Below are 17943 nucleotides of genomic sequence, written 5' to 3' on the forward strand. Positions count from 1 at the left end.
GGTGGGACCTTTCTGAAGGGGGAGTACCGCGTGTATATCAGGGTTACGCCGCCACTCGTTCAGCCGGGGCAAGGTAGCCACGGACAGTGTCGCGTGCGGTCCGATAATCGGCGCGGCCGCCGGGTTTTGTTGGGAATCGGCCGTACTTGATCCTGGCTGGTCCGTCGATCGGTAGCGCGAGGGTTGTTGCCATTCCGGCATTACGCTTGGGTCCACGTTTCTTGCCTTTCCGCCGTCGCCACGCCTGCTCGTCGTTCCACCACGCGTACAGCTCCCGATCGACGATGTGCCGCTCCCGTCTACCAGCTGAGACCTCGGTCAGGCCTAACTCCTTCGCCGCCGCATGGAGCTCCCCCTTTACGCTTTCTGCACTCGCCGGACCGAGGCCCCCCAGGTGGACGCTGCAGAGCCTCTGCAGCGTCTTCTCCACCGTCTTAAGGCTGTAACCCGTCGCTCCCGCGATCTTCTCGGGAGTCCGGGCGCCACCAAGGAGTGCCCAGTGGATACGGGCAGCGGCAGCTCCGAGACCCGGCCGGGGGGTCCAGAGGTCGTGTGTGTGGTGGGCCAGGAGCGTGGGAGCTGGCGTCAGAGCCGGGGGCGGGTTCCCTTGTGTTGCAGCTGCATCTTCCCAACCTTTCGGGGGAAGGTTGAGAGTCCAGCTGGCTGCTCTGGTTCCGGCCGCAACATCGGTTTGCGTGACCCACCCGGTCTGAGCAAGGACGCGTAGGCGACGCGAGATGGTCGAGGCGGCGAGTCCTGCTCTCTGCGCGAGACGGCGGCAGTCGATATCCAGGGTTCGAGTACGGGCCGTACGGGCGAAGGTGATCAGGGCGTAGAGAATTCGCTCGTCGCTCTCGCCGCCGGGTTGGGCGAATCGCACTGCATGTACAGTGAGTGCCCGTTCGATCGTGTCGAGGTCTTCGTCGATCGGTTCCTGGGGGGCGTTGTCATCGGGCAGGTGTGTGAAGGTGGCGGCGCGATGTAGGGCTCGGTCCCATTGACGGGCGAGGTCGTCGCGGCCGTTGTCGCGGTCTTCCCGGAGTCGGACTAGTCCGGGGGCTGATGCGGCCGCGGTGCGGGCATCGTCGAGGGTGCGGCCCGCGCATGCCATCCCCAGGAAGATGCTATGCGTGATGGCGCTTCGGTCGGCACGCTTACCGGGTGTGGTGTCGAGGAGTTCCTGGGTGGCCGCGGACAGCGGACGGCGCGGGCGGTCGAGGTGAGGGTTTGTGGTCGGATCACTGACGCGCACCGTCGCCGAGATCGCGGCTATCGGCCTGGGTGAGGTGTGGGGGTGACGTGCCAGAAGCCAGGTGACGACTTCCGGCGTCGTCCCGCGGCCGACACGCTTGAGAGCCTGCTGCAGCTTGGCGCCGTCCAGGTGGGGGACGGACCGTCCACCGTCGCGATGTGGTGCGCCTGGAGGCCGCACAGCCCCCATAGCGGGGTTTCTCAGGGCGGATGTGTCGAAGGTGGCGTAGTGCTGACCGAGCACGCGTGCGAGTTCGCGGACAGCGGCCGGATCGGCACCGTCCTCGCCAAGTCGAATCCAGATGTGTTGGCCACCCGCCGGCCCGGAGTGCGCACGTAGGAAGTAGACACCCAGGTTGTCGAGGTGAGCGGCAAGGCGGTCCGAATCGGCAAGAGCCCGATCAGGACCGAGTCGGGAGGAGTCGAAGTCGAACGCAAGAAGCCGAAAGCGCAGGTCACGGTCCGCGAGATACACCGCCCATGGATAGTCAGGCGCCTGCTGCGGCACCACCATGGTTGCGCCGTAATCGTGGGTGCGCGATGGGTCGACCCGCATGGTACGACGAGGCGACCACTGCTGCACAAATGCTTGATAGAGAACGGCATGCGTGTACCTGTTAGTTGAGACACGCGCATGAATAATTGATCCGTCAGGGCACGTCGAGGTACCCTGGGCTCTGTCCGGCAAGACAGTCCCTTCGGGGAAACAGCAGTACCGCAGAGAAACGAGCTGATTACTCGGATCTCGCCAACTTCGAGAACCCTCGGCCTGACCCGCCGGGGGTTTTTGATATCTCAAGGATGGCTTGCTGCACTGCTGGAAACGTTCAGTTGTCTCGGACCGTCACCCGACGGCCGACTTCGCGAATTCCACTTACGCGGTGTGTGGCAACTCCTCCTGCTGAATTGGGGTCACGAGGTTTGTCAGACCGGTGTCGGCCGCGATCAAAGCAGTGATGTATTGCGTTTCCGTCATGCCGTGCGATTGCGCGGCACGCTTGGCAGCGTCCTTGATCTCCGGAATGACACGAACCTTCAGCTGCTTGCGTTCACCCAGACTTGGGCGTCCGGGCCTCCGCGGTGACATCTCGACCATGCGTCAGATTGTGGTACCCGAAACAGACTCAAGCGAGGCGACACGCCGTAGGGGACGGATTTCATACGATCATCACCGTGGGCAACATACATGCATCATATGGGCATCATATCGCTTCGGCCATCCCTGCTCCTTGTCTTCGGGCCGGCGTGCGGTAGAACCGGGGCATGAGCGAAGAGATCCGAAGCGAAGGCGACATCAGCGCAACGGCAGTGGCCGTCGCGCACTTCCGTGCTCTGGAGACCGGGCGTGACGACCGCCTTTTTTCCGACCACCTAGCAGCGCATTTCGTCGAAACTTCGGGGTTGCCGATCGGGTCTATCGGCCTTAGTGACGTGACGGCGTCGCGGGTCTATCAGTCGGTCGTCGCGCGTACGAAGTTCCTGGACGACTCGCTGCGCGAGGCCGCTGCCTCGGGCGCGGTCCGGCAGTTGGTCGTGCTTGGCGCGGGCCTGGACACCCGTGCCCGAAGGCTCGCCTTGCCAGTTGTGGAAACGGCTTATGAATTGGATCTCCCGCACCTCTTCAGTTTCAAGCGGCGAGCGCTCGATTCCGCGCCCACGAAGCCGATCGACGCTGCCCTCACGGTTATCGACGTCGCAGCTGATCTCCTCGCCGATGACTGGGGGACACACCTGGTCGCCGCGGGATTCGATGCAAAGCTGCCAACTGCATGGGTCGTAGAGGGAGTCTTCATTTACTTCACGTCGGACCAGAACGCCCAGATCATGAAACAGCTCACGCAGCTCTCAGCACCCGGTAGCCGCCTACTGGCTGTCCACTTCGGTGTCGGTTCGCTTGAAGAGGCGCAGTCCAAGGAGATGGCGGCGCGGACTGAACAAGGGGGATACGGTTTCAAGTCCGTAGTGGCCGATCCCGGTGATTGGCTGGCCGAATGGGGCTGGGAGACCGAATCAGTATCGATAAAAGAGTTCGCTCAAACCCTTGGCAGAGAGGTCCCGTACCTCGAACAGCCAGGGCACGAGGTGGCCTGGCTCATCGCGTCGCGATTGCCGTGACAGGCTGCTTGGGAGCTAGATCCGAGGCATCTGCGAGCTCCACCTGAAGGTGGAATGCGGCGGTCGGTGTTCTCGCCGCCGCCCAGCATGCCCAGCGGGTGTATTTCAGCTCGTGCGAGCTGTCCAAGACAACTACTGGGGTGTTCGCCCGCGCTGCGAGCCAATCGCGGCCGTATTTGCGCAAGAGGCGGTAGCGCTGGAAGCGCTGGGGCAGTTGGGCGCCGGCGTAGATGCCGGCGGCCAGTGCCGCGAATGCCAGCGCCGCAAGCACAAGTACCAGCGAAATTGCCTTGGCGTGTTGCGAATATGCGTTATCGACCCCCGAATACTGCAAGAACAGGTCGACCACCTTGTGTGAGCAGTAGAGGATCCCGATCACTGCTGCGCAGAACAATGCGCCTAGGGCGCGGGCCAGGAGGCCTCGGCGTACGAGGAGCAGTGACGCCGCACAGTGGTAGGCGGTCACTCCACACGATGTGAGAATCGGCAGAAGGAACGCCAACCAGTACAACAGCACCGAGCCGGTGACGGGGAAATCGCTGGTCATGTATGAGGTGGGCTGATCGGCCATCGGCGAATACAGAAAGGCGATGGTCATCACGCCGACGATGAGGCCGGCCTGGAGCAGCTGTAGCCGTGCCGAGAATTGCACGCCGCCTGTGATGTAGGCAGCGATACCCATCAGCGGAATGGCAATCAACGCTGCCCACGTCATACCGGCCAGGGACATGATGTTGGCGACGCCTGTGAAGTCGCGGAGTCGTGGATTGATGAGGTCGTCCGTGATCACGGGTACCCGACAGAGTTTGGCGAACCCGAGGCACAGGAGAAGCTGGGTCACAGGATTCGACAGGCCCGCCAGAGGGCCACGAGATCGAGTTGCGGCACCGTCGACGACAATCCGGTAGGAAGCGACGGCGAGCACCGCTAGCGAGATCACGGCCGTTATGAGGATCGTCATTGGTCCCACCCGAAGGCACGCGCAGCACGCTCGAGCATCCGACGATGCCGGGGCGATGCATCCTCTGGTACCAAAGGCGCAGTCAACTCCGACCCTTTCTCCAGGAGAATCCGACTGAACCATTCGGCTTGCCGCTCGACCGGCTCTTCGTATTGGGACCTCATCAGGCACAGAGGAGTCGAGAATCGTGTGATCATCTCCCGCGGCAGACGACTGTTGAGACGCGAGTTGTATCGCGCAACGGCCTCACGGCTGAGACGACCATGGCTGAGGACGATGTGGCCCAGCTCATGACAGATGATTGCGTCGCGTTGCATTCCCGTTGCGCCGGCACGGTAAAAGACGAGGTCACGGTCTTCGCGTGGAACCCACAGTCCCGACACTTCCCCGCTCAATTTCGGCTTGTGCTGGAGTGGAGCAATGACAATAGGCCGACCACGTTGCAGGCTCAGTTCCGCGATGAGCCGGTCGAGCGACCACGGCCGTTGCATCGGCATCTTGGCGACCGCACGTTCAGCGATCTCCTTATCTTCGTCCTCGCCAACAAAATAGTGCACGGTTCCTCGTCGCCTATTTGGTTGTTCTGCGGCTATCGTCGACGGCCTCGATCTCTCCAAGAAGCTCGTGGAGCTCATCGCGCGCTTCCTGGCTGAGATCTTCGGTAGACGAACGGAAGCCCCCAACCAAGACAGTCTTCGTATCCCGCTGCACTAGCAGAGTCTGGAGATTGTTGAAGTACTCGACGTACTGCGCCGGTTCGTCGGAAAGGTAGACGGGTTCATCCCAGCCGAGCGCTTCCGCGATAGCGATTGCCACTGCGGGATCAGGTAAGCGGTGTCCGCAGCGAATGTCTTCGACCTCGTCGGCGGTCAACACCATGCCGGTACGCCGCGACACTTCTGCCGCGATATCTGCGTACGGCGCCGGGGAGTCCGCACTCTTGCACCACAAGACAAACAGCAGGTCGAGGCGTTGGGACAACGGGATCTGATTGCTCATGGGTTTTTCAGCTCTTCCTTGCTTGTAGTACACGCTGTTTGGCTTGCCAGCGCCGGACAAACGCCTCTCGCGTTACCTCGTCGAGGTCTTGTTCCTTACCGGCGAGCCAGCGGCGGTACAACTGTTCCTCTGCTATCTCGGGGTCGGCGCTCTGCGCTGAGCTGGAGAGGTGCTCACGATAAGCCATCTCTACAGCGGGGGTAAGCACACGACCTGGTCCGCCAGCGCGTTCGAGAACCTCTGTCGCGTACGCGGCACTGAGCTTTCGGATGATGCTAGCCAGCTCGTCGGCCGCTTTCTCTGCGACCGGCATCCATGCTTCTGGCAAGTCCCTTCGGGTAAGGACGTCGTAGACGGCATCAGCCGTGGTCAGCAATCCCCGTACAAGCTCGACGGAAATCTCGAGCTTGCTGAAATTGAGCGGGTTAGGAGCCGCGGACAGTTCCGAGTCCTCTGTCGACTCGACATCGAGCGGATCGGGTTCACCTCCCGCCAGCGTTCTGGCCGCACTACCAGGCGACCACCGGAGCCCTTCGTCAAGCCGGCGCAGGGTCCGGGCCCTCGGCGGTGCGGTGGTCGAGGTCGGATTCTCGATTCGCGCCAGGGTCGTGTCCGCGGGCCCGCCGGCGGCATGCACCTGGTCCCGAGTTAGTCCAAGCCAGCTCCTGCGCGCAGCGACAACAGCGCCGAATCTCACGAGCTCACGGTGGCTGGGCATGCGTTCACAGTAAAGGCGAACCCTGCTCCAGGGTGAAACACCCACCGACCGACCGCCATATCGACTTGTGGTGATGCTTCTATGATGCTTCTAGCGGTTCCGTATGTTGCTTCTGTGCGGTAGTTTGAGCTAGTGCACAAGGCGAGTACGACTCTCGAAACAGGTGGACACACTCGATCGCCCGAGGCGGCCCGACCTTCTGTACCTGTCGACCGCGTGCCGCCGGTCAAGGCGGAGGCGGCGGGGTGTCCAGGTCGATGGCCGGGCCACATCTGTTTCAGTCCGGCAGTTTCCGGCTTTGCAATGTGCGTGCTTGGCCACGCGCTTATCGCGATCTCACGTGCGAGTTCAGCTGGTGTTTTCGACGTCTCCCCGACCTCTGCATTGAAGGGTTCCGAATGAATATGGATCAGGGTTCACGGCCGGGTGGCGGACCTCGTCCGCTTCGGCGTCTCGCCGCCTCGGCCGTCGTCGGTGCTGTCGCGGTGGCGGTGAGTGTCGGTGCGAATCCCGTTCCCGCACACGCGTCGACCAATTGGGTCGATCAGTTGGTGCAGGACTGCCCCGCGTTGTTCGTGCTCGGAGGGCAGGGCACGGGAGAGTCTTCGCCGGATGCTCCGGTGAAGGCCGACACGGGAATGCTCTCGAACATCATGTCGCCGCTGCTCGACCAGGCGCGACAGCTCGGTGTCGACGTCGACCGCGCCTACGTGCCGTATCCAGCGGCTTTCGGTGGTGCGGTTCCCGGCGGCAAGGAGTCCTACGCCGTGTCGGTCACCGCGGCAAAGGACAATCTCCAGACCGCCGCGGAGAAGGTCCTGGATTCCTGCCCGTCGACGAAGCTCGCGATCGCCGCCTACAGCCAGTTCGCCCAAGCTGCCTCGGAGTTCCTTTCCGAGGTCGGCGCCGGCAAGGTCAGCGGGGTTCCGGCGTCTTCCATCGCATCGGCTGCCTTGTTCGGGTCCCCGACTCGCTCGGAAGGCTCCGGTGTTTTCCCCGGCACTTCCCAGACCACACCTTCTCCGGTGCCGGGGACCTCGGGTTCTGCACTGAAGGCCCTTCCCGCGGTGACGGTCACGACGGCGACCGGGGCGGGTATCGGTCCGGTCGCCGACATCGCCTCCAGCTTCGGCTCGCTGACCGGCCGGGTGTCGATGTGGTGCCAGACCGGTGACCTGGCCTGCGATGCTCCGCCGAAGGCCCCGATCGCACGGGCTGTGGCGAACGTTGCTGGTCAGGCTGAGGTCGGCGGCGATCCGTTCGTCGCCGTGCAGACGATCGGTCTCGCTCTCGCGTCGACCGCGTTCAACGTCGGGGTCGACGTGATCAACGAAGACATCCAGGTCCCGAAGAACTCGCTCGAGAACCTCTCGATCGCACCGAAGAAGACCTTGTCGCAGCGTTTGGCTGAGGGCTCGGATCCTCGGGCGACACCGCCGACCGGCCAAGAAGCACTGTCCGCGCTGATGAAGGTAGGCCTCGTGGCGGTGAACTCGGTGGTCACGGTCGCGAAGAAGGTCATCACGCCGGAGACGATCGCCGCCGTCGCGGCCGTGGGTCTGGCGAATCCCGTTGCTGCTTTCGGGATCATCGCCGCGAAGACGGTCAACGCGGTCATCAATCTCGTTCCGCCGGCCACAACGCAACGACTGGTCAAGCAGACGTTCGACCTGGTCAAGAACGAGGTCAGCGCGAACAAGGACCTCTTCGACCTGGCGGCGCTGACGAAGTACTCGAACATCCAGGCAGCCCACGGCTCGTACGGCTCGTCTGCGGCGACCGCCACCGGGCTGGCCCCGACCGCGTACGTGGCGAAGATGTTCGCCGCGGTGGCCTCCGACCTCGCGACCAGCAACAAAACGTCCTCGTCGTCGAGCTCTTCCACCAGCACGACCCGGCCGAGTGCCACGCCGTTGGCGCCCACCACGTCTCGGCCGGCCAGCTCCTCATCTTCGACGTCGTCGGCTACGCCGACCTCTTCCGCTTCCGTCGCCACGTCGGCGGACTCGACGTTCTCGCAGAACGGCCTGACCACTGATTCATCCACCGAAGGGAACAGCACACATGAGTAAGCACCGTAAGCAGGCCAGGATTGTGAGGGCCGCGGGCACAACCGCAGTCACGGCCGCGGTCATTGTCACTGTGTGCGGCGGTGTCGCGCACGCAGAGCCGTCGCAGGGCGGCGTGACGACGGCGCCGTCGACGCAGTCCGGCGTCACCACACCCGCTCCGACCACACAGGGCGGGGTCACCACCGCTCCCGCGCCCGAGCCCGAGCCGGTGCAGACGTGGGTTCCGGTGCCGGTGGAGTACCAGCAGCCCGCCAAGCCCCTGGACAACTGGGACTACAACTCGAACGAGTACATCGCACCCACGTACGACCAGGGCAGTTACGTCGCGCCGATCGACTACTCGCAGCTGCACCTGCCGACGCCGCTCGACGAGTTCACCGCGCCGATTCAGGCACCGGAAGACAAGGTTCGTTGGGGTCGTTACCTCGGGAATCGCCCGAACTGGATGAGCAAGGACACCGCTGACCGCACGAATGGCCAGACGGCCGTCATCGAAGCCCAGGTCACCGACTTCTGGCGCTCCACCGGCCTCAAGACCGAGGAAGCCGAGCGTCTCGCTGCCGCGCAGGTCGCGGGCGGTGCAGCCGGAGCGGTGGGCGGTGCCCTCGCCGCCGGGGTGCCGGTCTCAACCGTGGGTGCCGTGACCGGTGGACTTGTCGGCGGCACGATCGGCGGCACCAGCGCTGTCGTTCTGGCCGCCCCGGTTCTGACGCCGCTCGGTGTCATCCCGGCCGGAGTGGTCGGAACAGCAGCAGGTGCGGGTATCGGCGCGGGTGTCGGTGCCCTCGCCGGTGTTCCGGCAGCTGCGGCCGGTGCGGCTATCGGCGGTGCGGCGGGCGTGGCGGCGGCTACGACCTACGGTGCCGGTGAGGTCGGTGCACCGACCGAGGTCGAGATTCCCAACATCGACCACGCTGCGATCACGGCGCAGACCGAGACCACCCTCGATCAGTGGGAGGCCGACGCTCCGGTTGGTTCCGCGGCCGCCGACTCTGTTCGCAACGCGGTTGCTTCGGCCCCGATCGTCGATCAGCAGGCCCGCGACGCGGTGTCCTCGCTCCCCGGTGGCGAGCAGGCTGTCGCCGCGTTCGACCAGGCAGTGACCGATTTCCAGGCGAACACCGCAGTCCCCGGATTGCCGATGGGAATGATCACCGACGCGATCCGCGCGGGCATCCCGGCGTGAGCCCCCGGCGAGGGCCGGAAAGCATCCTGCCCTCGCCGATCAACTTGGAGGAAAAATGGCGACGGACAATCGCACGGATCAGCTGTTTCCGGACGTTCCAGAGCATTACGGGGACGCCATCCTCGACATGAGCGGTGACGTGGACTTCCCTGTGCCGCAGGAAAACTACGACACCGCCTATCCCGCCGTCGACGAGGCTCCGTACGAGGACGTCGTGCTTCCGGTGGTGCAGATGGAACCGGAGATCCCGGCCGCGTCTTCGCCCGTCATCGCACACGACGACGATCCGACCGACGAACTGACCGCGGTTCTGCCTGTCTACGGCTGGAGCGAGGCCGACGAACACGACACGGTAGTCGAGAACCCGCAGGCAGACGCCGCCGACCCGGGCGGCGAGCCTGCAATCGGGTTCCCCGAGGTGGACGCCGATCCGTATGCGGACGCACCGGATTGGGTCCGTGCTCATATCCCGCGCGGTCCACTCGTCGCCGAGGAGCAGGCGCGGCGTGGATTGTCTGCCCGCCTTCCTCGTCGCCCCGCCCGAGCTTCCGTCGAGCACGCCGACGTCCCCGACGACGTGGTGGCGCCCGCGCCGAAGGAGCCGAAGGAACCGAAGGTCAAGCCTGCCCGCGTGTCCGCCGCCGGCGGCAAGAAGAACCCTTGGGTCCTCGTCGGTGCAGGTGCGGCGGCACTGGCGGTAGTCGCCGGCACCGTCGTGGTGCTCGGTTCCTCCGACAACACCTCTGACGTCGCGGTGCCCCCGCTGCCGTCGTCGGCCCGGGTCGCCGGCCCGACCGTGGCGGCCGTCGAGCCTGCCTGGTGCGAGGGCTCGACCGGGGGAGGGAAGATCGTCGGCCGCGGTCCTGGTGACCTCGCCAGCGGTCCGGGTCTGATCCAGGCATTCGACTACGCGTACTACGTCGAGCACGACGGCGCGAAGGTCGCGTCGATGATGCTCACCCCGAACCCGGTCGGCACCATCCAGGCCTCGATCGACGCGGCCGCCGCCACGGGCGCCGCGCACTGCCTGACCATCGCGGTCACCCCCAACCCGAACGCCTTCGACGTCCAGCTGCTCCTGCGGACCGACTCCGGTTCCGAGAGCACCATCCCGCAGCGCATCACAGTCGCCGATTCCGGTGCAGGTCTGAAAATCGCCACCCTCGAGGAGATCCGATGAGCAACGTCGTCCCCATCCGCCGCACCCCGAAGGTCGCCGAACCGGAGAAGGTGTCCGCCATGGTCGTCGCCGGTTCCGGCGGGGCCTCCACCACCACCACGACCTTCGGCCTGGCCACGGCACTGCGGCTCGGCACCGGCAAGGACATCACCGCGATCGACTCGACCAGCGACGGAGGCAACCTACTCTCCCGCACCCGGTTCCGCGCCGTCGATCCCGCCCGGTCCATCGACAGTCTCAGTGCTCGGATGGCAGAGACCACCTCCGGGACGGTCGTCGTCGGCAGCTCCCACCACGGCCACAGCGCCGATCCGATGATGGTCGATCTGCTGCTCAAGGGCCGAGCGAGCGCCCGCGTCCACGACGTCGGCACGGCCCTGCGATCACCCCGCCTGGCCCCACTGATCCAGTCCGGGGCCGCCCTGGTCGTCGTGGCCCCCGCCCGGTCGGAGCCGCTGAGCCGGATGCGGGAGGCGATGAACTGGCTCAAGTCGACATTCGGTCCGGACACCCTGGGAGAGACGATCGTCGTGGTCTCCCATCAAATGCCCACCTCCCCGGTCGAACTGGCCCCGATCCGGGCGGCACTCGCACCGCAGATCGCCGGTTTCGTCGAGGTCCCGTTCGATCCAGCCCTGGCCCGCCCGGGAGTGATCGACCACCGCCGGTTGTCCACCGCCACGATCGACGCCTGGACCGACGCCCTCGATGTGCTCGGCACTCTCGCGCCCCAATCCGACACCCGCCGCGACGGCAAGACCGGAGAACCGGCATGACCGCAGCAATCCACTCCGCCCCGATTCCCGCGGACCGTCCGGGACCTGCCGTGTGGCTGCTCGGCGCGCACGGCGGCGCAGGAGTCTCCACCCTGGCGCACTACCTCAGTTTCACCGGGGACTGCGAGCGGCAATGGCCGCGAGGCAACGACATCGAGACCGAGTCCCCGTACGTGGTGATGGTCGCCCGCGAGACGGACGACGGGTTGAAGAAGGCGCACGAGCGGCTCATCCAGCATCGCGAGGAGAACCTCGACTGTGAGCTTCTCGGGCTGATCACCGTCGCGCACTCGCCGACCCTCGACAAGAGCGTGCGCCAGTACCGCGACGTCGTGGAGTCGGCAACGGCGGCGCATTGGCGGATCGACTGGCACAGATTCCTCCCCGCAGCGTCCCTGCCAGCGCTTCCCCGGTGGCATCCGCTCGACGGTGTGCCCGAACAGACCAAGGGAGCCCGCGGCGCGGTTCCCAAGGACGTGATCGATGCCGGCGTCGGCATCGTCACAGCAATCCAGCGTTCACTGCCGCATCTGCGCTCCGGGCACTGAACACTCTCACCTCACCGAAAAGGACAAGTCATGATCCACACCATCCACGACACCGCGGTCCTCGCGATCGAATTCAACGTCACACCCGAGTTGCCGCCGGGAGCCAACGGCCTTCTGAAGCTAGTGAACTGGCTCCTGTGGGGCATCCTCCTCGCCTGCGTCGCCGCGCTCGTCTTCTCGGGTGGCAAGTTCGCGTGGGAGAAGTGGAGCCAGGGCCAGACCGGCGGTGTGACGATGCTCGTCGGTTCACTCGTGGGCGCGATCGTCGCCGGTTCGGCGAACACGATCCTCAACGCCGTCACCGCCTCTTGATGTTCGCGATGATTCCCACCGATGGCGGCTCTCCGCCCATGTCCGGCCCGCCGCCAATAGAGCTGCAGATCTGGGTGCTCTGGGTTATCGCCGGCGCGTGCGCGGTGGCGATGGTCTATTCCGTGACCGTTCTGGCGGTGATGCGGGTGCGAAACCTCCTGGCAAGACGGGCCGTAGCGCCAACAAATGGCCTGGTCACTCACGCGATCGGAAGCGCAATCGGGATGGTCGTCGCGACCAGCTCCGCACTGATCTTGACGACCGTCGCAGGGCAATGAGGGGGAGGAACGCACGATGACGAAGATCGACAAGCAACACGGTGCTCGAGCCGGTGCCGGCACCAGCGGGTTGTCCTACTCCGCGGCCGACCGGGCGACATGGGAACCGCAGATCCGAGCCGTCCAGGAGGACACTTTCGCCGCCGCGGGGATTGCCGTCGCCCATCACGACCGCGAGGTGGCTTTTCACCGTGCAATGGGCAGTGTCTGCCACGAACTGGCAGGCCACACCGGGCATACCTGCTCCGGGGAACCGCTGATACCCGAGTGGCGGATCATCGACATCGCCACACGTTCCGCGCGCGCCACCATCTATGTGAGATCGCGGCGGTTCTACCTCTACAGGGCCGCGATGGTTGCGGCCGCGACGGCGCTGACTGCAACCGTCCTGTGGCATGTGGACTGGCTCCTGAGCTGGTTCGTCAACGGATTTGTCATCGAGCTCCCTCCCACTGAACAGCAGGTTCAGGGCGGTGAGGTGCTCATCCGCGTTGCCTCCTACGGCGGGTGGGCTGTGGTGCTCGTCTCGGTCGTCCTGACGCTCGCGGCTTTGATGTGCTCCGGTCTCGCCGGCTATACGTTCTTCACCCGGGGAGGCCGGGCAACGCTCAACGGCCAGGTGGATACCGCGGGAGTTTTCGGGGCAATCTCGCTGATCGCCACCCTGGCGTCGGTGTTCGTGCTTTCGATTGCCATCGGTTCGATCGAGTGGGTTCGACCGTGACGGGCCTCGACGACGGTGCGGTCCTCGCGGCGGTGGAGTTGCCCGACTACATCACCCAGGACATCAATACCGCGTTGAGCTGGATCGCCGGGATTGCTGCGGTGGTGTGCATCGCCAAGATCATCTTCGTTGGCGGCCGGATGGCGTGGGACCACAAGCACACACCGGGCTTGGAGTCGCCCACGGCCGCAGAGTTCCTCGCGGCGGTGTTCGGTTGGGTCCTCGCGAGCGGTGCGGCCGTCACGATGGCCGTCGTGCTCATCGAGGCCGGCCGGATTCCCGAGAACTCGGCTCCGGCGCCGGACAAGCCGCCGAGTCTCGTCACCGACATCCAACAGAAGTTCCCCCCGCTCGAAGAGGAGAAGTAATGCGTGTACTTGCTTGTGCGACAGTCGCCGTCGCTGCACTGACCTTGGCGGGGTGCGGTGGCTCCTCCGAGGACAGCAGCGAGAGCCCCACGGTGTCGCTCACGGACGCCCCCGCCATCGCGAGCTGGTCGAGTGTGAACGGTGTGCTGGTGCCGCTCGGGACGACCGACGGCCCCGAGAGCGGCACCTGGGAGCCGCTGACCGGGTTCTCACACACCCCGCAGGGCGCAGCGCTCGCCGCGATCGGTCAATCCGTCCAGCTCTCCACGGCCTCGGATCAGTCCTGGTCGAAGGTGCTGTCCGTCGTCGCGGCGAGCGGAGAGGGACGGGACGCCTTCGCCGTCAACCGTTCCCTGATTTCCTCGACCGGCACGGTCGACCCCGCGGTCGTGCCGTCCATCGTCGGCTACGTGTTCGCGGACTACACCGACACCGCGGCCGCCGTCGACATCGTTCAACGCTTCCCGGACGAGTCCCTGGCCTCGACGCGCACCGCCGTGGTCTGGGCCGACTCCGACTGGAAGCTCGACCTCCCGACCTCGGACAACGCGGTGGCGGCGACCGCATTGACGGAACTTCCTCAGAACATGGTGGACCTGGAAGGAACGCGCAAGTGAGCGAGCAACCGACCGATACCCAGACCCCGGCGCCGGCCCCGCGCCCGGAACCCTCCGACTCCGGATCCGGACGCGACCACGCCACCCGCCTGCTGATGGGTGGATCGATCCTCGGTGTCATCGTGGTCGCCGCGATCATCACCAGCATCATCATCTTCTTCCGCGGCGGGGACGAGCCGCTGGTTCCCGCCGGGGACCAGGGATCCGGGGCGACCGCCGCGACCCGGCCCGACCAATTCGAACCCGATCCGTTCTTCGACGAGCAGGGCCGCGTCATCTACGCCCCACTCAACGACAACGGAGTGCTGCTGGCGCAGTCCTCGCCGGCCACTGGGCGTTCCGCGACGACCGCGCCGTCCGGGATCATGCTCCAACGCGTCCACGGGAACATGTACCTGCCGTTCTCCACCTCGGACGGACCGACGGCGTTCAGTGACACCGGCGTCGCGACGGGCTTCGCCCGCACTGCCCAAGGTGCGGGCCTGGCGGCAGTCCACTACCTGAACTACCTTGCCACCGGCAACAACCGCATCCAGATGCTCCAGGATGCGGGCCTGGTCGCCGATCCGCAGGACCAGCTCGCCGAGCAGAAGGCCTTCAACGCCTCGAATCAGCCCGGGTCGGCTCCGGACAACTTCCCCGGTCGTGTCCTGCAGATGATCAAGGTGAACTTCACCGAAGATCTGGCGCGAGTCCACATCGGCGCGGCGACAGATCTCAAGGACGGCCGCACCCAGAACGCCGACATCTCGCTGGACCTGGTCTGGCGTGGGGGAACCGGGTGGGTGGTGCAGGTCCAAGGCACCAACCCCTTCGGTGCGCGAGCGGTCGCCGACTTCTCCGACGGTTGGACGTCGTGGTGGTGACGGCGCAGACCGCGTGGAAGCGGTTCCTCCTGGTCTGCCTCGTGGCGTGCGCCGCACTGATCGGCACCGCCCCGCCGGCACTCGCACAAGAAGATCCCGGACCTTCGGCAAGCGACACTGCCGGGGACCTGGCGATGTGCGCCGCGGCGCCGATCGGTGGCGGCGGCCTGCAGTTGGCCCTCGACGCACTGGGAGCGGCGACCGGCACTGAAATGCCCAGCTGCGCCGATGGTGCGCAGACCGTCGCCGAGGCACCGCAGGCCTACGTCAAGAAGGTTGCGACCGGTGCGTTCGAGACGATGGGGTTAAGTTTCGGGGACGCCGGCGCTGCGGTGCTCAAGTTCGCACTCGGCTGGTGGATCACCATTCCCGGCCAGGACGAGAACTCCTTCATGGCCACGCTCGGCCAGGTCACGCAGTACACGTACTGGATTCAGGTCGCGTTCCTGGTGGTCTCGCTGATGTTCCTGGGGATTCGGCTGATGATGGCCCGCTCCGGTGCCATCCGTGACGTCTCCACCGAAGGCGTTCAGCAACTCGCCCGGGCGACGGTGCTCGCGGGCTCGCTCGGGTTCATCGTCGTACTCGGCACCCGGCTCTCGGACAACATCTCCCGCTGGTTCATCGACGGCACTGTCGGCTCGGATCCGGACGCACTCGTGGACGCGATGATTCAGATCGGAATCTACGCCTCACCTGGTGGAACGTCCTTGCTGTATGTCATCGGGTTCATCGGCATTCTCGGTGGCCTGGTGATGGCGTTCCTGCTGCTGATGAGGATGGGATTGCTCGTCGTCATCACCGCAGCGCTCCCGATTGCCGGCGCGGCCGGCGGCACGAAGATCGGCTCGCAGGCGTACGAGAAGATGATCGCCTGGACCCTCGCGTTCTTGCTGTTCAAGCCGGTCGGCTCGTTCGTGATCGGGGTAGCGGCAATGCTTTTCATGCAGTCTGCACCCTCCCGTGATGAGAACGGCGGCGCTATGACGGCGCTGATCGGGGCGCTTCTGTTGTGCTCGGCGGCCTTGGTCCTGCCGTCCCTGATGCGGTTGATCGTCCCGGCCGTCGGATCCCTCGGCGGCGGCGGCAGCGGCCTTGCCGCAGCAGCGGGCCTGGCCGCGGTCGGCGCCAAGGTCGGCGGCGCGGTCGCGACCGGCGGTGCGTCGGGCGGTATGGCCGGGGGCGGGATGACCTCGGCAAGCACCTCCACGACCACCCCTTCGGGCCCCTCTGGGGCGCCCTCCGGCTTCGGCACTTCCGGAATCGGCGGCGGCACACCGGGCGGAAACGCCACGGGTGGCGTGGACGGCACACCGTCCAACCAGTCAGCGCCGTCCGGCGGGAACGCCGAAGGCGGGGTGGACGGCACACCCACCAACCACAACGGCGCACCGGGCGCGCCTGATGGTCCGGGCGCATCCGGAGACGGCCCGACCGGAGCAACGCCACCGAGTCGCAATGGAGGTTTCGAGGGATGACGAGGACCGAGACGACGACCGAGTACCGGATGTACGGCAACTGGCGAAAGCCCAGGTCGACCGGCATGGCCGGGACAACGTTCGGGACCACGATGCTCGGCATCGCCGCAGTCGTTGCCCTGGGCTTGTCGAGCCTGGTGATCGGCTTCGTGCCCGCACTGGTTCTGGGGCTGTTCACGGCGCTTGCATTCGTGCCGTTGGTGATCGAGAAGGACGGGCGTAGCGGATATGAGAGGGCACTTCTGATGATGCAGTGGCGGCGGGCGTTCAAGCGCGGAGAACACATCTACAGCTCGGGCACCTTCTCCCGCATCCCTGGCGGCCGGTACCGGCCCCCGGGTGTGCTGGCGGACACCGAGATCTACGAAGGTATCGACGGGAACAACCGGCCCTTCGGGATGATCCACATGCCGCAGGTGAACAACTACACGATCGTTCTCGACGCATACCCGCAGGGCAGTGAGAACTTCGACCAGTCCGTCCTCGATGCGGCGGTGGGCAATTGGTCGCAGATGTTGACCGCGATGGGCGAGACCTCGGACATCGTTGCACTGGTCGCGGTGATCGAGTCACTGCCCAACACCGGGATCGAGCTGTACGAGACCGTGTCCCAACGGGTGCGTCACGACGCACCGAAGCTGGCCCGCGATTCGATGTACCAGTTGGCGACCGGCCTGGTCACCGGCGGCGTCCGCCTGGGCGCCCGGATCTCGATCACCTTCCAGGCTCAGACCGCGGACCGCAAGAAAGACCCCTCGGAGCAAGCCGTGGAAATCGCCCGCCGGCTGCCGGGGATCACCGAAGCCGCGGCCCGTGCCGGGGTGCCGGCCACCCCGATGAGCGCCGACGAGATCATGGGGACCGTACGCCGATCAGTCGATCCGGCGTCCCTGAGCAACATCGAACGGGCACTGTTCTCCGGTGAAGGCACCGGCCTGGAGTGGGCAGACTGTGGCCCACGCACCCAGATCGAGGAGAAGGACCGCCTGATCCACGACGGAGCGATCTCGGTGACGTGGGAGATGCGAGAAGCTCCGAAGAGCGCGGTCCACGAGACCGTCCTCAAACGACTGCTCGACCCGAACCCGGCATTGCCGATCAAGCGCGTCGCGATCATCTACCGGCCGCACTCGGCCGCGGACGCGACGGACATCGTCAACCGTGACCACCGCGACGCGATGGCCGCGGTGACCTCAGGGCGCGGGATCGCGTCGGCGAAGGCGAAGCTCGAAGTGGCGGCGACGGAACAGAGCCGCATGGAGGTCGCGCGCGGCCACGGTCTGACCCGTTTCGGGATCCTCATCACCGTCACACAGCCGGTCGGCAGCGCGGACGTTCCCCGAGTGGACGCACTGGTGCGCGACTTGTCCCTCCAGAGTCAGCTGCAGGTGCGCCGGTCATTCTGCTGGCAGTCGGCTGCGTTCTGGTCATCGCTCGGCGTCGGCGTGATTCCACCCGAGCACACGACCATTCCCTCGTTCCTGAGCAACTAAG

The 17943-nt window shown here is 65.6% G+C and carries 20 protein-coding genes; 14 read left to right on the top strand and 6 right to left on the bottom strand.

Annotation, left to right across the window (positions count from 1 at the left end; translation table 11 throughout):
- Positions 1-43 precede the first annotated feature (43 nt).
- A complete protein-coding gene (locus tag BLV94_RS00180) occupies positions 44-1807 on the bottom strand; it encodes a helix-turn-helix domain-containing protein (RefSeq protein WP_072951354.1) in 1764 nt (587 codons plus the stop codon).
- 318 nt (positions 1808-2125) lie between these two features.
- Entirely contained in the window at positions 2126-2347 is a 222-nt protein-coding gene (locus BLV94_RS00185) for a hypothetical protein (protein WP_072951352.1), read from the bottom strand.
- A 167-nt stretch (positions 2348-2514) separates the two neighbouring features.
- On the opposite strand from BLV94_RS00185, the gene BLV94_RS00190 reads away from it, so the two are divergent.
- Positions 2515-3366 carry an SAM-dependent methyltransferase gene (locus BLV94_RS00190; protein ID WP_072951350.1) on the top strand — a complete coding sequence of 284 codons (852 nt, stop codon included), beginning with the start codon at positions 2515-2517 and terminating at the stop codon, positions 3364-3366.
- Here the strand turns inward: BLV94_RS00190 and BLV94_RS00195 are convergent.
- The 4 genes from BLV94_RS00195 to BLV94_RS00210 are packed head-to-tail and all read right to left on the bottom strand — an operon-like array spanning position 3344 to position 6044.
- Entirely contained in the window at positions 3344-4327 is a 984-nt protein-coding gene (locus BLV94_RS00195; protein ID WP_072951347.1) for a hypothetical protein, read from the bottom strand. The two genes, BLV94_RS00190 and BLV94_RS00195, sit on opposite strands and share 23 nt — an antisense overlap.
- Positions 4324-4884, bottom strand: coding sequence for a hypothetical protein (locus BLV94_RS00200; RefSeq protein ID WP_072951345.1), 561 nt, complete (start codon positions 4882-4884; stop codon positions 4324-4326). Before BLV94_RS00200 ends, BLV94_RS00195 begins: the two co-directional genes overlap by 4 nt.
- Positions 4885-4897: 13 nt before the next feature.
- Positions 4898-5326, bottom strand: coding sequence for a hypothetical protein (locus BLV94_RS00205; protein WP_072951342.1), 429 nt, complete (start codon positions 5324-5326; stop codon positions 4898-4900).
- Positions 5327-5333: 7 nt separating this feature from the next.
- Positions 5334-6044 (bottom strand): helix-turn-helix domain-containing protein, encoded by a 711-nt coding sequence (locus BLV94_RS00210; protein WP_072951340.1) that lies wholly within the window; start codon positions 6042-6044, stop codon positions 5334-5336.
- Between the two features lie 404 nt (positions 6045-6448).
- Here BLV94_RS00210 and BLV94_RS00215 point away from each other — a divergent pair, with 404 nt between their 5' ends.
- The 13 genes from BLV94_RS00215 to BLV94_RS00275 are packed head-to-tail and all read left to right on the top strand — an operon-like array spanning position 6449 to position 17942.
- Positions 6449-8116 carry a cutinase family protein gene (locus BLV94_RS00215; RefSeq protein ID WP_143051290.1) on the top strand — a complete coding sequence of 556 codons (1668 nt, stop codon included), beginning with the start codon at positions 6449-6451 and terminating at the stop codon, positions 8114-8116.
- Positions 8109-9302, top strand: coding sequence for an insoluble domain protein (locus tag BLV94_RS00220; RefSeq protein WP_072951336.1), 1194 nt, complete (start codon positions 8109-8111; stop codon positions 9300-9302). The genes BLV94_RS00215 and BLV94_RS00220 overlap by 8 nt, the downstream gene beginning before the upstream one ends.
- Positions 9303-9357: 55 nt before the next feature.
- Positions 9358-10482: a DUF8176 domain-containing protein gene (locus BLV94_RS00225; protein ID WP_072951333.1), complete on the top strand. Its 1125-nt coding sequence runs from the start codon at positions 9358-9360 to the stop codon at positions 10480-10482.
- Positions 10479-11258: a hypothetical protein gene (locus BLV94_RS00230; RefSeq protein ID WP_074933437.1), complete on the top strand. Its 780-nt coding sequence runs from the start codon at positions 10479-10481 to the stop codon at positions 11256-11258. Before BLV94_RS00225 ends, BLV94_RS00230 begins: the two co-directional genes overlap by 4 nt.
- Positions 11255-11806, top strand: a complete 552-nt coding sequence (locus tag BLV94_RS00235; protein WP_072951441.1) for a hypothetical protein — start codon at positions 11255-11257, stop codon at positions 11804-11806. Before BLV94_RS00230 ends, BLV94_RS00235 begins: the two co-directional genes overlap by 4 nt.
- Positions 11807-11836: 30 nt before the next feature.
- Positions 11837-12118 carry a hypothetical protein gene (locus BLV94_RS00240; RefSeq protein WP_072951443.1) on the top strand — a complete coding sequence of 94 codons (282 nt, stop codon included), beginning with the start codon at positions 11837-11839 and terminating at the stop codon, positions 12116-12118.
- Positions 12118-12396, top strand: coding sequence for a hypothetical protein (locus tag BLV94_RS00245; protein WP_072951446.1), 279 nt, complete (start codon positions 12118-12120; stop codon positions 12394-12396). Before BLV94_RS00240 ends, BLV94_RS00245 begins: the two co-directional genes overlap by 1 nt.
- 16 nt (positions 12397-12412) lie before the next feature.
- A complete protein-coding gene (locus BLV94_RS00250; protein ID WP_072951449.1) occupies positions 12413-13120 on the top strand; it encodes a hypothetical protein in 708 nt (235 codons plus the stop codon).
- The gene (locus tag BLV94_RS00255) at positions 13117-13488 is read left to right on the top strand and encodes a hypothetical protein (RefSeq protein WP_072951468.1); all 372 of its coding nucleotides are present in this window, start codon (positions 13117-13119) and stop codon (positions 13486-13488) included. The genes BLV94_RS00250 and BLV94_RS00255 overlap by 4 nt, the downstream gene beginning before the upstream one ends.
- On the top strand, positions 13488-14105 hold the full coding sequence (locus BLV94_RS00260) for a DUF8175 domain-containg protein (RefSeq protein ID WP_072951451.1): 618 nt from the start codon (positions 13488-13490) through the stop codon (positions 14103-14105). The genes BLV94_RS00255 and BLV94_RS00260 overlap by 1 nt, the downstream gene beginning before the upstream one ends.
- Entirely contained in the window at positions 14102-14971 is an 870-nt protein-coding gene (locus BLV94_RS00265; protein ID WP_072951453.1) for a DUF8175 domain-containg protein, read from the top strand. The genes BLV94_RS00260 and BLV94_RS00265 overlap by 4 nt, the downstream gene beginning before the upstream one ends.
- Positions 14962-16449: a hypothetical protein gene (locus BLV94_RS00270; protein WP_072951456.1), complete on the top strand. Its 1488-nt coding sequence runs from the start codon at positions 14962-14964 to the stop codon at positions 16447-16449. Before BLV94_RS00265 ends, BLV94_RS00270 begins: the two co-directional genes overlap by 10 nt.
- On the top strand, positions 16446-17942 hold the full coding sequence (locus BLV94_RS00275; protein WP_072951458.1) for an SCO6880 family protein: 1497 nt from the start codon (positions 16446-16448) through the stop codon (positions 17940-17942). The genes BLV94_RS00270 and BLV94_RS00275 overlap by 4 nt, the downstream gene beginning before the upstream one ends.
- Position 17943 lies beyond the last annotated feature (1 nt).

The sequence above is a fragment of the Rhodococcus koreensis genome, from assembly GCF_900105905.1.
GTDB lineage: Bacteria > Actinomycetota > Actinomycetes > Mycobacteriales > Mycobacteriaceae > Rhodococcus_F > Rhodococcus_F koreensis.